Origin of the sequence: Streptomyces sp. C1-1 (assembly GCF_050214755.1) — a bacterium.
Lineage (GTDB): Bacteria > Actinomycetota > Actinomycetes > Streptomycetales > Streptomycetaceae > Streptomyces.
The window spans coordinates 5,735,356-5,749,329 of sequence record NZ_CP189826.1 but is presented as its reverse complement, the minus strand read 5'-3'; the positions used below and the strand labels follow the sequence as shown (position 1 = coordinate 5,749,329).

General features: G+C 69.3%; 12 protein-coding genes. 7 read left to right on the top strand and 5 right to left on the bottom strand.

From position 1 onward, the window contains the following. Nucleotides 1–4: 4 nt before the first annotated feature. Entirely contained in the window at nucleotides 5–907 is a 903-nt protein-coding gene (gene galU, locus ACQF4J_RS26365; protein ID WP_351565008.1) for a UTP--glucose-1-phosphate uridylyltransferase GalU, read from the bottom strand. A gap of 134 nt (nucleotides 908–1,041) precedes the next feature. Between galU and ACQF4J_RS26360 the strand changes: the two genes are divergently transcribed. Continuing rightward, entirely contained in the window at nucleotides 1,042–1,626 is a 585-nt protein-coding gene (locus tag ACQF4J_RS26360) for a 5-formyltetrahydrofolate cyclo-ligase (protein WP_427166912.1), read from the top strand. Between the two features lie 97 nt (nucleotides 1,627–1,723). On the opposite strand, the gene ACQF4J_RS26355 is transcribed toward ACQF4J_RS26360, so the two are convergent. Then, the gene (locus ACQF4J_RS26355) at nucleotides 1,724–4,483 is read right to left on the bottom strand and encodes a penicillin acylase family protein (protein ID WP_427166911.1); all 2,760 of its coding nucleotides are present in this window, start codon (nucleotides 4,481–4,483) and stop codon (nucleotides 1,724–1,726) included. 229 nt (nucleotides 4,484–4,712) lie between these two features. On the opposite strand from ACQF4J_RS26355, the gene ACQF4J_RS26350 reads away from it, so the two are divergent. From ACQF4J_RS26350 to mscL, 6 genes are all read left to right on the top strand, one after another. Further along, on the top strand, nucleotides 4,713–6,248 hold the full coding sequence (locus ACQF4J_RS26350; protein ID WP_351799206.1) for a potassium/proton antiporter: 1,536 nt from the start codon (nucleotides 4,713–4,715) through the stop codon (nucleotides 6,246–6,248). Nucleotides 6,249–6,612: 364 nt separating this feature from the next. Next, nucleotides 6,613–7,905 (top strand): MFS transporter, encoded by a 1,293-nt coding sequence (locus tag ACQF4J_RS26345; RefSeq protein WP_427166910.1) that lies wholly within the window; start codon nucleotides 6,613–6,615, stop codon nucleotides 7,903–7,905. Between the two features lie 67 nt (nucleotides 7,906–7,972). Next, nucleotides 7,973–8,275 carry an FmdB family zinc ribbon protein gene (locus ACQF4J_RS26340; protein ID WP_079078103.1) on the top strand — a complete coding sequence of 101 codons (303 nt, stop codon included), beginning with the start codon at nucleotides 7,973–7,975 and terminating at the stop codon, nucleotides 8,273–8,275. Between the two features lie 98 nt (nucleotides 8,276–8,373). After that, nucleotides 8,374–9,207, top strand: coding sequence for an S-methyl-5'-thioadenosine phosphorylase (locus ACQF4J_RS26335; protein ID WP_351581140.1), 834 nt, complete (start codon nucleotides 8,374–8,376; stop codon nucleotides 9,205–9,207). A gap of 178 nt (nucleotides 9,208–9,385) precedes the next feature. Continuing rightward, nucleotides 9,386–9,931, top strand: coding sequence for a hypothetical protein (locus ACQF4J_RS26330; RefSeq protein WP_427166909.1), 546 nt, complete (start codon nucleotides 9,386–9,388; stop codon nucleotides 9,929–9,931). A 138-nt stretch (nucleotides 9,932–10,069) separates the two neighbouring features. Continuing rightward, a complete protein-coding gene (gene mscL, locus ACQF4J_RS26325) occupies nucleotides 10,070–10,546 on the top strand; it encodes a large conductance mechanosensitive channel protein MscL (protein WP_427166908.1) in 477 nt (158 codons plus the stop codon). A gap of 43 nt (nucleotides 10,547–10,589) precedes the next feature. On the opposite strand, the gene ACQF4J_RS26320 is transcribed toward mscL, so the two are convergent. The 3 genes from ACQF4J_RS26320 to pflB are packed head-to-tail and all read right to left on the bottom strand — an operon-like array spanning nucleotide 10,590 to nucleotide 13,953. Continuing rightward, the gene (locus ACQF4J_RS26320) at nucleotides 10,590–10,772 is read right to left on the bottom strand and encodes a hypothetical protein (protein ID WP_351581134.1); all 183 of its coding nucleotides are present in this window, start codon (nucleotides 10,770–10,772) and stop codon (nucleotides 10,590–10,592) included. A gap of 43 nt (nucleotides 10,773–10,815) precedes the next feature. Beyond that, nucleotides 10,816–11,643 (bottom strand): pyruvate formate-lyase-activating protein, encoded by an 828-nt coding sequence (pflA, locus tag ACQF4J_RS26315; RefSeq protein WP_351581132.1) that lies wholly within the window; start codon nucleotides 11,641–11,643, stop codon nucleotides 10,816–10,818. Nucleotides 11,644–11,655: 12 nt separating this feature from the next. Then, nucleotides 11,656–13,953: a formate C-acetyltransferase gene (pflB, locus tag ACQF4J_RS26310; RefSeq protein ID WP_427166907.1), complete on the bottom strand. Its 2,298-nt coding sequence runs from the start codon at nucleotides 13,951–13,953 to the stop codon at nucleotides 11,656–11,658. Nucleotides 13,954–13,974 lie beyond the last annotated feature (21 nt).

Below are 13,974 nucleotides of genomic sequence, written 5' to 3'. Positions count from 1 at the left end.
ATCCCTACATCTCCTCGGCTACGTAACTGCGAAGCCAGGTCCGGAAGTCCGGGCCCAGGTCTTCACGTTCGCACGCGAGTCTGACAATGGCACGCAGATAGTCGCCACGGTCCCCGGTGTCATAGCGACGGCCCTTGAAGACCACGCCGTGCACCGGGCCGCCGACCTTCTCGTCCTGCGCGAGCTGCTGCAGGGCGTCGGTGAGCTGGATCTCGCCGCCCCGGCCCGGCTCGGTCTTGCGCAGTATGTCGAAGATGTGCGGGTCGAGGACGTAGCGTCCGATGACCGCGTAGTTCGACGGGGCGTCGGAGGCGTCGGGCTTCTCGACCATTCCCGTCACCCGGACGACGTCGCCGTCCTCCGTGGCCTCGACGGCCGCGCACCCGTACAGGTGGATCTGCTCCGGGGCGACCTCCATGAGCGCGATGACGCTGCCGCCGCGTTGTTCCTGGACCTCGACCATGCGCGCGAGAAGCGGGTCGCGCGGGTCGATCAGGTCGTCGCCGAGCAGGACGGCGAAGGGCTCGTGGCCGACGTGCGGGGCGGCGCACAGCACGGCGTGACCCAGGCCCCTGGGGTCGCCCTGGCGCACGTAGTGCATGGTGGCGAGGTCGCTGGACTCCTGGACCTTCGCGAGCCGTTCGCCGTCACCCTTCTTCTCCAGGGCGGACTCGAGTTCGTAGTTGCGGTCGAAGTGGTCCTCGAGGGGGCGCTTGTTGCGACCTGTGATCATGAGGACGTCGTCGAGGCCGGCGGACACGGCCTCCTCGACCACGTACTGGATCGCCGGCTTGTCGACGACCGGCAGCATCTCCTTGGGAGTGGCCTTGGTGGCCGGCAGGAACCGGGTGCCGAGACCTGCTGCGGGGATGACAGCCTTAGTGATCCTGGGTTGCGCCTGAGTCATGTCCGCAACCCTATCCGGTGCCTTGGTAGGGAATCTGAGGCTCCGGTTAATTGGCTCTCATATGAGCGCATTAGGAAGGATACGCGGTGTCAGACGCAAGTCACGACGGACGTGCGGCCGAGCCTGACAAGCGAATGTTGCGGCGAGAGCTCCTCGCGGTGAGGAACAGGTTGACGGCGGATGACGTGCGGAAAGCCGCGGAGGCGCTGGCCGGACGCGCTCTCGGACTGCCCGAGCTGGCGCATGCGCGCACCGTGGCGGCGTACATCTCCGTGGGCACCGAACCGGGCACCCTCGCGCTGCTGGACGCGCTGCGCGCGCGGGGCGTGCGGGTCCTGCTCCCGGCGCTCCTGCCCGACAACGACCTGGACTGGGGCGCGTACACCGGCGAGCACTCCCTCGCACGCGTCCAACACGGCGGGAAGATGGCGCTGTTCGAGCCGTCCGGGGCGCGGCTCGGGCCGGACGCCGTGACCGAGGCGGACGTCGTGCTGCTGCCGGGGCTCGCGGTCGACGCGCGCGGGATGCGGCTCGGGCGCGGCGGAGGGTCGTACGACCGCGTGCTCGCCCGCCTGGAGCGCGCGGGCGCACGCCCCGCGCTCGTGGTCCTGCTGTACGACACGGAGGTCGTCGAGCGCGTACCGGAGGAGGCGCACGACCGGCCTGTGCACGCGGTGGTGACGCCGTCGGGCGCGCGCCGCTTCCGCAGCGGCGCGTGAACCTGCGGGGAGCGCGCGGCGATCTCCATGCGCGGAAAGGGGGTCCTTCACGCCTGTGAAGGACCCCCTTTCCGCTCCGCGCTCTACCGGCAACGGCTCACGGCTTCAGCAACAGCGTGTCCCTGGTGTTGTCGTCGACGGCCTTCTGCGAGAAGTCCCAGTCGAGGAGTTCGCCCTTGGCCCACTTGCCGGTCTGATCGGTGTAGTGGGCGCTGAAGGCGTGTCCGGAGGCGCCGGTGAGGTTGATCCACTTCGATTTGTCGAGGTCGCCGAGGTTGACCACCATGCGCATCGACGGCACCCAGACGACGCCGTAGCCGCCCGCGGCGTTCCAGCCGGTGGCGTTGACCGTCGCCTCGCCGCCGCTGAGCTTCCAGGGGCCGCGGTTGAGGATGCGCTGCACGAAACCGGGACCGTCCGTGCCGAGCGTCTGATTCTTCAGGAACAGACGGTGCAGCCGGCCCCAGCTCCAGGAGTCGATGTCCTTGCCGAGCTTGGCGGTCAGCTCCCAGCGGGCGTCGATCATCGCGCGCTTGAACAGGTCGTCGCGGTTGTCGCTCGCCCCCGGCCGGGTGAGGGACTTGGGCGTGGACCACCAGTCGCTCTTGGGGTCGTTCATGAGGTTGCGCACGACCTCGAACCAGCGGTCGCCGCCGTCCGGCTGCGCCTGGTCGGCGTCGCGCTCGCCGCACTCGCGGACCTTGTTCGTCTCGTCCGCGGGCCCGGTGGTGTTGACGGGGTCGACCCACAGGCACTGGCCCTTGACGCGCAGTTCCTTGGGCAGCTTGTTGCCGAAGGCGAGCTTGAGGATGTTGCGCCAGACCGCGTTGAAGTAGGCGGCCGCCGCGGAGTCGGCGTCCTGGGTGTAGTCCCAGCCCTCGAGGAGCTCCTGCGCCTCGCGGACGCTCTTGTCCCCGATGTCGATCTTCAGCAGCTTGGGCACGAGCAGCTTGGCGATCTCGCTGCTGTTGTCGAGCTGCATCTGCCGCATGTCGTCGGTGGAGACCTTGCCGCCACCCTTGATCTTCGACTCGATCAGGTCGCTGATGCGCTGGCTGCGGGTGCCGTAAGCCCAGTCGGTGGTGAGCGTGTAGGGGTACTTGTCCTTGTCGATCACGGCCTGGTTGGCGGTGACGATGTAGCCGCGCTTCGGGTTGAACTCGTAGGGCAGCGCGCCCTTCGGGATGTACCCGGTCCACTTGTAGTCGGAGTTCCAGCCCGGCATGGGGATCGAGCCGTCGTCCTTCTTCGCGCGCGTGGGGATCTTTCCGGGCAGCGTGTAGCCGATGTTGGTCTTGTCGGCGTAGACCAGGTTCTGCGACGGCACGTCGAACAGGGTGGCGGCGGAACGGAAGTCGCTCCAGTTCGACGCCCTGTCCATGGCGAAGACGGCGTCCATGGAGGTGCCGGGGTCGAGTGCCGTCCAGCGCAGGGCGATGCCGTAGCCGTCGCCGCGGTCGGGCGCGGCGGTGTCGACGGAGGCCTTCTTGCCGACCTTCACGAGTTCGTCGTCGCGGTCGGACAGCAGGGGCATGCCGTCGGCGGTCTCGCGGACGATGATCTTCTTGGAGGCGCCCCCGGCGACCTTGATGGTCTCCTCGCGGGTCTTGAAGGGCTTGACGGTGCCGTCGTAGAGGTACCCGTCGCCGTTGATCTTCTCCAGGTACAGGTCGGTGACGTCGACACCGGAGTTGGTCATGCCCCAGGCGATGTTCTGGTTGTGACCTATGACCACGCCGGGCATGCCGGCGAAGGTGTACCCGGTGACGTCGTACTGGCACTTGCTGGAGACCGTGCGGCAGTGCAGGCCCATCTGGTACCAGACGGACGGCAGCGAGGCCGACAGGTGCGGGTCGTTGGCGAGGAGGGGGTGGCCGGTGATGGTGTGGCTCCCGGCGACGACCCACGAGTTGGAGCCGATGCCCTGGCCGTTCACGCCGACGGCCGTGGGAACGTCGTCCAGGACGTTGTAGAGGCCCGAAAGCTGGCTCTGCAGGGCCGAGCTCGCCGACGTCGACGACGTGCCCGCAGAACCGCTTGTGGAGGTTCCGCCGGTGGAGGTGGAGCCGTTCTGCTCGAACGTCTTGGTGAACGAGTTGTACTCCCCCTCCTGCACGATCGCCTTGTTGCGGCTGTACGGGTAGTCCGGGTACAGGTCGGCGATCTGCTTGGGGCCGAGGCGGCTGGTCATCAGGGCGCGGTCGATCTCGTCCTGCATGTTGCCGCGCAGGTCCCAGGCCATCGCCTTGAGCCACGAGATCGAGTCGACCGGGGTCCACTCCGTGGGCTTGTAGTCGTTGGTGAAGCCCAGGGCGGCGTACTCCAGGGAGATGTCCTTGCCGTCCTTGCCGTGCAGGTAGGCGTTGACTCCCTTGGCGTACGCCTGGAGGTACTTCTTGGTCGAGGCCGACAGCTTGGTGTCGTACTCCTTCTTGGCGACGCGGTCCCAGCCCAGGGTGCGCAGGAACTCGTCGTTCTTGACCTGGCTCTTGCCGAACATCTCCGACAGACGCCCGGAGGTCATGTGACGGCGCACGTCCATCTCGTAGAACCGGTCCTGCGCCTGGACGTAGCCCTGTGCCATGAACAGGTCCTCGTCGGAGGAGGCGTAGATCTGCGGGATGCCGTAGCCGTCACGCTTGACGTCGACGGGCCCTGACAGGCCGTCGAGCGTGAGCGAACCCTTCGTCTGCGGGAAGGACGCGCGCACCGTACTGATGGACCAGTACGCCCCGTAGGCGATGCCTCCGATGATGGCCAGGACCAGTACCAGCACGACGAGTCGGGCTTTTCGCCCCTTCTTCCTGCCGGACTTGCCGGGCTTGTCACCCGTTGTGGCGGTGATGTTGGGGGGCATCGCTGTCCTTGCTGTCCTAACGCGAGCGGCAGGCGGTCCTGGAGTGCTGGAGCAACCATAGGCGCAGGGCCCTGTGCCCCTTGACGCGGAGTCGGGAACGAGAGCCGGCCGGTGTTCGATCTTGCCTCGGCGAGCGTCAAGAAATCGTCAAGAGTTAGGTAAGGTAACGAAGTACTTGGATGCGGAGTTCCACGACTTCGTGTCCTATGTACGAGAGCTCCCGCGCGGGATGCGCGTGAGCCGTGGAAGGGAACGGCCGCTGACTGTCCACCACCTCAACCAGCTTCTGCTCGTCTGCTCGCTCGTCCTGCTCGTCGCTGTGGCAGCGGTACGGATCTCCTCGCGCAGCGGGCTCCCCAGCCTGCTCGTCTACCTGGGCATCGGGGTCCTGATGGGCCAGGACGGCATCGGCGACATCCACTTCGACAACGCCGAGCTGACCCAGGTCATCGGGTACGCCGCCCTCGTGGTGATCCTGGCCGAGGGCGGTCTCGGCACGAAGTGGAAGGAGGTCAGGCCGGCCCTGCCGGCCGCCTCCGCGCTCGCGCTGGCCGGGGTCGGGGTGAGCGTCGGGGTGACGGCGTCGGCGGCGCACTACCTGATCGGGCTGGAGTGGCGGCAGGCGCTCATCGTCGGGGCGGTCGTCTCCTCGACGGACGCGGCGGCGGTCTTCTCGGTGCTGCGGAAAATACCCCTCCCCGCGCGCGTGACGGGCACTTTGGAGGCCGAGTCCGGCTTCAACGACGCCCCGGTGGTCATCCTGGTGGTGGCCTTCTCCACGGCGGGGCCCGTGGCGCACTGGTACGTGCTGGTGGGTGAGATAGCGCTCGAACTGGCCATCGGCGCGGCCGTCGGAATCGCGGTGGGCTGGCTGGGCGCCTGGGGCCTGCGGCACGTGGCCCTGCCCGCCTCCGGCCTGTATCCGATCGCCGTCATGGCGATCGCCGTCACGGCGTACGCGGGCGGCGCGCTGGCGCACGGCAGCGGCTTCCTGGGCGTCTACCTCGCCTCGATGGTGATGGGCAACGCCAAGCTGCCGCACTGGCCCGCCACCCGCGGTTTCGCCGACGGGCTCGGCTGGATCGCCCAGATCGGCATGTTCGTGCTGCTCGGCCTCCTGGTCACGCCGCACGAACTCGGCGACGACGTGGTGCCCGCGCTCGTCATCGGCCTGGTGCTCACCATGGTCGCGCGCCCCCTGAGCGTGGTGTTGTGCCTCACGCCGTTCCGGGTGCCGTGGCAGGAGCAGGCCCTGATGTCCTGGGCCGGGCTGCGCGGCGCGGTGCCCATCATCCTCGCGACGATCCCGATGGTGGAGGGCGTCGACGCCAGCCGCCGCATCTTCAACATCGTTTTCGTGCTGGTCGTCGTCTACACCCTGATCCAGGGCCCGACGCTGCCCTGGCTCGCGCGCCAGCTACGCCTGGGCGGGAGCGGCGAGGCCGCCGACCTGGGCATCGAGTCCGCGCCCCTGGAGCGGCTGCGCGGGCATCTGCTGTCCGTCGCCATCCCCGAGGGCTCGAAGATGCACGGCGTCGAGGTCAACGAGCTGCGCCTGCCCGCCGGCGCCGCCGTCACCCTCGTCGTGCGCGACGGAAAATCGTTTGTTCCCCTACCTACGACGGTCCTGCGCAAGGGCGACGAGCTCCTCGTCGTCGCCACGGATCCGGTCCGGGACGCCGCGGAGAAGCGACTGCGCGCCGTCGGGCACGGGGGCAAGCTGGCCGGGTGGCTCGGCGCGAACGGAGCGGGCGCGGGGCGCTGAGTGACGGGCGCCGAGTGCGGGGGGGGCGCGGAGTACAGGGGCCGCCGCGTACAGGGGGCGCGCACGGCTCGCGCCGCGGCTCGCGCGACGTTAAGGGCGCGTTTCGTACGGTTCACACCCCCGCCAATCCCAGGTGAACCCGGCTGATGGTGCTCACTTTCACAGGCGCACCGCTGGTTGACCCTTGTAGGATGAAGGCGCACTCAGATCGAACCAACTCTGCCTGACGCAGAGCTGGCGCGACCGTATGGCGGTCGGGCTGCCCCTCCACGGCGGGCACCGGCATCTACCGCAGTCCGCGCAAGAGGACAGCTCTCGGCGCCCCCGCACGGGCGCGCTACCAGGCGGCAGAAAGGCACGGGCCGTGGCGTCCGCGGTCACCACCGAGCCGTCGAAGGACTCGCCGGCTTCCTCCCGCCCCGGATACGGGCAGCTGCTGCGCACCCGAGGCGCCTGGACATTCCTGCTCCCCGGCTTCGCGGCGCGCCAGCCGTTCGCGATGCTCACCATCTCCATCGTGCTGCTCGTGCAGCACACCACCGGCTCGTACGGCGCGGCGGGCGCCGCCGCCGCCGTCACCGGTGTCTCCATGGCGCTGTTCGCGCCCTACAGCGGCCGGCTGGCGGACCGCTACGGGCAGCGCACCGTTCTGGTTCCCGGCGTGCTGCTGCACGCACTGTCGGGCCTGACCCTGACGGCGCTCGCGCTGGCCCACGCGCCGCTGTGGGCGCTGTTCGCGGCGGCCGTGCCCACGGGCGCCTCGGTGCCGCAGGTCGGGCCCATGGTGCGCGCCCGCTGGGGCGTGAAGCTTCAGGGCACGCCCCTGATGACCACCGCGGCCGCCTTCGAGTCCGTCACGGACGAGCTGACCTTCGTCTTCGGCCCGCTGCTGGCCACCGCCCTGTGCACCGCCGTCACCCCGGCCGCGGGCCTGGTCACGGAAGCGGCGCTCACCCTGCTCGGTGGTCTGCTGTTCGCCGCGCAGAAGGGCACCCAGCCCGCTGTCACCGCCGCCGGGCACACACGCGTGGAGCACGCTTCCGCGCTGCGTGTCCCAGGTGTGCGCGTCCTGATCGCGGTGTTCCTCGGCATCGGTACCGTCTTCGGCGGCATGCAGGTGTCGCTGGCCGCGTTCAGCGAGTCGATCGGCGAGCCCGGGCTGAACGGCGTCCTGTACGGCGTCTTCGCCGCGGGCAACATGCTCTCCGGCATCGTGTGCGGCGCGGTCGCCTGGAAGGTGGCCCCGCAGCGGCGCCTCGTCGTCGGGTACGGCGCGCTCGCGCTGACGGCCTCCGGACTGTGGGCCGCGCACTCGGTGCTCGTCCTGGCCGGTCTGGGTCTACTCGTCGGCATGTGCATCGCGCCCGCGCTGATCACCGGCTACACGCTGGTCGAGGGCCTGGTGCCGGCCGGGGCCCGCACCGAGGCGTTCACCTGGCTGACCGGTGCGGTCGCGCTCGGCCAGGCCGCGGCCGTGACCATCGCCGGACAGCTGGAGGACCGGTTCTGGGGCGGTGCCGGTTTCCTGGTGCCGATGGCCGGTACGGTCCTCGCCCTGGCGACCCTGGTGGCCCTGCGTTCTCGGCTGGTCGCACGGCCCCGAAGCCGGACCGTGGCACGTGGCGTCGGTCACCGCATGCCGATGACGGTGGACTGATCCTCAGGAATACGTCACTATGGACCCTCGTTAGCACTCATTGAGTGAGAGTGCCAGGAGGAAGACAGTGCCCACCTACCAGTACCAGTGCACCGAGTGCGGCGAGGGCCTCGAGGCGGTGCAGAAGTTCACCGATGACGCCCTGACCGAGTGCCCCAACTGCGGTGGCCGCCTGAAGAAGGTGTTCTCCGCGGTCGGCATTGTCTTCAAGGGCTCGGGCTTCTACCGCAACGACAGCCGCGGCTCCTCGTCGAGCAGCTCGCCGGCGTCGTCCAAGCCGTCGACGTCCACCTCTACCCCGTCTTCGTCGTCCTCGGACTCGAAGTCCTCGGGCACGAACACCTCTTCGAGCAGCAGCTCCGCCGCGTAGGACACGCGCACAGGACCCTGCCGTCGTACGGCGGCGGGGTCGTCGGTGTTTCCGGAGCCCCTCTCCGCGCGGGGCCGTCGCCGGATACTGTGCTGACCATGGCGAACGCAGAGATCGGTGTAATCGGCGGCTCGGGCTTCTACTCGTTCCTCGAGGACGTGACCGAGGTCCGGGTGGACACCCCGTACGGGCCTCCCAGCGACTCCCTCTTCCTCGGCGAGATCGCCGGACGACAGGTGGCATTCCTGCCCCGCCACGGCCGCGGTCACCACCTGCCTCCGCACCGGATCAACTACCGGGCCAACCTGTGGGCACTTCGGTCGGTCGGTGTCCGCCAGGTCCTGGGCCCGTGCGCGGTGGGCGGCCTGCGCCCCGAGTATGGGCCGGGCACGCTGCTCGTGCCGGATCAGATGGTCGACCGTACGAAGTCCCGGCCGAATACGTACTTCGACGGGATGCCGCTGCCCGGTGGCGATGTGCCGAACGTGGTCCACGTCTCCCTCGCCGACCCCTACTGCCCCGTCGGGCGTGCGGCCGCGCTGAAGGCCGCCCGCGGCCGGGACTGGGAACCGGTGGACGGGGGCACGCTGGTCGTGGTCGAGGGGCCGCGCTTCTCGACCCGTGCCGAATCGTTGTGGCACCAGGCCCAGGGCTGGTCGGTGGTGGGCATGACCGGCCACCCGGAGGCGGCGCTCGCCCGTGAACTGGAGCTCTGCTACACCTCGATGACCTTGGTGACCGACCTCGACGCGGGCGCGGAGACCGGCGAAGGCGTCTCGCACGACGAGGTGCTGCAGGTCTTCGCCGCGAACGTGGACCGGCTGCGGGGCGTGTTGTTCGACGCGGTGGCGGGCCTGCCCGCGAACGAGGACCGCGACTGCCTGTGCACCACGGCGCTGGGCGGCATGAATCCCGGCTTCGAGCTGCCGTGACGCGGTGCGGGGAAAGGCGCGGGGAGACGCGTTGGAGGCGGCGGGAGCGGCGGAGCTTCACGTTCGGGTGAGGGAGTTTTCCACAACCCGTCGGTAGTCCACCGGTCTCGGCGGGCATCGGCGCAAGGCCTCATCGTGGGCCTGCAAGCCGATTCCCCGACGCAGGTGGTGATCCCGCATGTCCATTCCTCTTCCGGCCCCCTACCCCTCCCCTTCCTCCTCGCGCCCGCCCGGAACCGACGTACCCGCCACGTGCGAGGTGCCGCACTTCGCCCCCGTGCGGGTGCGAGGCGGGCGGTACCAGTTGCAACGCCTTGTACGGCATCGCAGGCGGGCCGTCGCGGCCGGCCTCGCCGTGACCGCGGCCGCGCTGGTGGCGGCGGGTCCGCGGGCCACGGAGCAGGCACGCGGGCATGCGGCGGCGGATCCCTTGCGAAAGCACCGTGCCGTCGAGGTGGTGGCGGCGCCGGTACGTATCGCCGACGGTGCCACCGTTCGACTGCTGCGGCCCGGTGACCGGGTGGACGTCATCGCCGCCCGGGAGACGGCCACCGGGGGCGACGCCCGGGTGATCGCGCGCGGGGCGCGAGTGACGCAGGTTCCGGAGCCGTTGGGCGACGATGCCGCGAACGGGGCGTTGGTCGTGCTCTCGGTTCCCCGGGCCACCGCGGCGCGCCTCGCCGGAGCGGGCGCGACGGCACGCCTGGCGGTGACGCTGTGCTGAGCCACACTGTGCGAATCCTGCGGAAATTCCTGTCAAGTCTCTCGATGGTGCTACCTGATTGGACAGGATCGCCGAGTGTTGACGTAGGTTGCGGAGCTGTTTGTTCTTCAACCTGTGCATGCGAGAAGAGGCCCGTAGGTGATCGAGAAGAGGGAACCGAGCGTCTGGCAGGGCTTCAAGGCCTTCCTGATGCGCGGGAACGTCGTCGACCTGGCAGTAGCGGTGGTCATCGGCGCCGCCTTCACCAACATCGTGAACTCGCTGGTGAAGGGGATCATCAACCCGGTGGTCGGGGCGATCGGGACGAAGAATCTCGACAACTACACCTCGTGTGTACAGGCTCCGTGCCATGTGAACGCGGACGGCACGGTGAAGAGCGGCATCCCGATCATGTGGGGCTCCGTCCTCGGCGCCACTCTCACCTTCGTGATCACCGCGGCGGTCGTCTACTTCCTGATGGTGCTGCCGATGTCGAAGTACCTGGCGCGGCAGGAGGCCCGCAAGAAGGCCAGGGAGGGCACGCACGAGGTGATGGAGGTGACCGAGCTGGAGGTGCTCAAGGAGATCCGCGACGCTCTGCTCGCGCAGCGTGGCGCCGGGTCCGACGGGCGGTAGCGGCGGCGGCCCACTGGGGCCGGCGGACGGCTGTCCGCGAGGCTCAGAGGTGGTGGGGCGGCTTCTCGTCGAGGAAGCGCTTCAGGTCGGCCGCGCTGTCGTTGTCGGTGGCGGGCCGGTCGCCCCAGCCGCGGTCCGTGTCATCCGAGGACTGCTGGTCCAGCGGGTCGTCGAAGATCAACGCGGGCTTGGGGGCGCGCGGCTCGGGGGCAGGGGCGGAGGTCATGCCTCCAGGGTACGGCCCCGGGGAGGGGCGCCGTCCGGGCGGCTCAGACGGCGCGCAGTCCGTGGGACTCGAAGATGCTCCTGGCCGCAGCGGTCTGCTCGGCCGTCGGGGCGGGTGTGTCGTGCAGGACGAAGGGGCGGCCGAGCGCCTGCCACTTGGCCTCGCCGAGCTTGTGGAAGGGCAGGACGTCGACGCGTGTGACGTTGCCGAGCGAGGCGGCGAAGGCGGCGACGCCCTCGATGTTGGCCGGGTCGTCGGTGAGGCCGGGAACGAGCACGAAGCGGACGTGGACCTCCTTGCCGAGGTCTGCCAGACGCCGGGCGAAGACGAGGGTGGGCTGCAGGGGGCGGCCGGTGACCTTGCGGTAGGTGGTGCGGTCCCAGGACTTGATGTCGAGCAGGACCAGGTCGGTGTCCCTCAACAGGGCGTCGGTGGCGCGGACGCCGAGGAAGCCCGAGGTGTCGAGGGCGGTGTGCAGGCCGAGTTCGTGCTTGAAGCGGTGCAGCAGCTCGCCGGTGAAGACGGGCTGGAGCAGAGGCTCTCCCCCGCTGATGGTGGCCCCGCCGCCGGCGGCCGCGATGAACCGCGTGTACTTGCGGGCCTCGGCGACGATCTCGTCGGCTGTGGTGCGCTTGCCGTCACGCATCCGCCAGGTGTCGGGGTTGTGGCAGTACAGGCAGGTCAGCGGGCAGCCCGACAGGAAGGTGACGAAGCGGGTGCCGGGGCCGTCGACACCGGTCGACAGGTCCCACGAGTGGACCGAGCCGACCACCTCGCGCCGGGTCGCCGCGGCGGCCGGGGTGGCCGCCGCGGGAACGGGCCCGTAGGCCGGCGCCGGCAGAACCGACGCCGTAGGAAGAAGCGGAGTCATCGTCCTTGCTCCTCAGAGCGAGCCGTGGAAGGTGCGGTTGATGACGTCGAGCTGCTGCTCACGGGTGAGGCGGACGAAGTTGACCGCGTAGCCGGAGACCCGGATGGTCAGCTGCGGGTACTTCTCGGGGTGCTCCATCGCGTCCTCCAGGGTCGCCCGGTCGAGGACGTTGACGTTCATGTGGAAGCCGTCGTCGGCCATGAACCCGTCCAGGACGCCGCCGAGGTTGGCGATGCGCTCCTCGGGGGTGCGGCCCAGGGCGTCCGGGGTGATGGTGTTGGTCAGGGAGATGCCGTCCTCCGCGTCGTCGTACGGAAGCTTGGCGACCGAGAGCGCCGAGGCGATGTAACCGTGCTCGTCCCGCCCGTTCATGGGGTTCGCGCCGGGCGCGAAGGGGGTGCCCGCGCGGCGGCCGTCAGGAGTGTTGCCGGTCTTCTTGCCGTAGACGACGTTCGAGGTGATCGTCAGAACCGACTGGGTGTGCACCGCGTCGCGGTACGTCGGGTGACGGCGGACCTTCTCCATGAAGTCGTGGACGATCCAGCGGGCGAGGTCGTCGGCCCGGTCGTCGTTGTTGCCGTACGCCGGGTACTCGCCCTCGATGACGTAGTCGACGGCCAGGCCCGTCTCGTCCCGTACGACCTTCACGCGTGCGTGCTTGATGGCGGACAGCGAGTCGGCCGCCACGGACAGGCCGGCGATGCCACAGGCCATGGTGCGCAGGATCGCCCGGTCGTGCAGGGCCATTTCGAGGCGCTCGTAGGCGTACTTGTCGTGCATGTAGTGGATGACGTTCAGCGCGTGCACGTACGTCTTGGCGAGCCAGCCGAGCATGGCGTCGTAGCGGGCGAGGACGGTGTCGTAGTCGAGGTACTCGTCGGTGATCGGTTCGAAGCCCTCGACGACCGTCTGGCCGGACTTCTCGTCGCGGCCGCCGTTGATGGCGTAGAGCAGTGCCTTGGCGACGTTGACGCGGGCGCCGAAGAACTGCATCTGCTTGCCCATGGCCATCGCGGAGACGCAGCAGGCGATGGCGGTGTCGTCACCGTACTTGGGGCGCATGAGGTCGTCGGACTCGAACTGCAGGGCGCTGGTGTCGATGGCGACCTGGGAGGCGTACTTCTTGAAGGCCTCGGGAAGGCGCGGGGACCAGAAGACGGTGAGGTTGGGCTCGGGGGCCGGGCCGAGGTTGTAGAGCGTGTTGAGGGCGCGGAAGGTGGTGCGGGTGACCAGGGGGCGCCCGTCGGTGCCGATGCCGCCCATGGACCAGGTGACCCAGGTGGGGTCGCCGGAGTAGAGCTCGTTGTACTCGGGGGTGCGCAGGAAGCGCACGATGCGGAGCTTGATGACGAAGTCGTCGATGATCTCCTGGGCCTCGGACTCGGTGAGCAGGCCGGCCTCGATGTCCCGCTGGAGGTAGATGTCGAGGAAGGCGTCGATGCGGCCGATCGACATGGCGGCGCCGTTCTGTTCCTTGACGGCGGCGAGGTAGGCGAAGTAGAGCCACTGGACGGCCTCGCGGCCGGTACGGGCGGGGCCGGAGATGTCGTAGCCGTAGGAGAGGGCCATGGCCTTGAGTTCTTCGAGGGCGCGGATCTGCTCGGAGATTTCCTCGCGTTCCTGGATCACCTCCGCACTCGGCCAGAGGACTTCGACTGCGAGTTTGTCCGCTCGCTTCGCGACGATGAGCCGGTCCACGCCGTAGAGGGGGACGCGACGGTAGTCGCCGATGATGCGGCCGCGGCCGTAGGCGTCGGGCAGGCCGGTGATGATGCCGGAGGAGCGGCAGGCGCGGATCTCGGGGGTGTAGGCGTCGAAGACACCGTCGTTGTGGGTCTTGCGGAGCTTGGTGTAGATCTCCCGGACGGCGGCGTCGGGCTCGTACCCGTAGGCCTTCAGAGCGGCCTCGACCATGCGCCAGCCGCCGTTGGGCATGATGGCGCGCTTGAGCGGGGCATCGGTCTGCAGGCCGACGATCAGGTCGAGGTCGCGGTCGATGTACCCGGGGGCGAAGGCGTCGATGCGCGAGGGCGTCTTGGTGTCGACGTCGTAGATGCCGCGCTCGATCTCGGTCGGGAACATCCCGAGGAGCTGGTTCCAGACCTTGCCGGTGCGCTCGGTGGGTCCGGCGAGGAAGGAGGCGTCGCCCTCGTAGGGGGCGTAGTTGTGCTGGACGAAGTCGCGGACGTCGACCGTGTCGCGCCACAGGCCGCCGCGGAAGCCGTTCCAGGCGTCTCCTTGCGGGGACGGTTCGCGCGGCGTCTCCTCGGCAGGGGTGACGGGAGTGGTTTCCGCAGGGGTGGCAGTCATGGCCGAGACCTTCCGCATCGC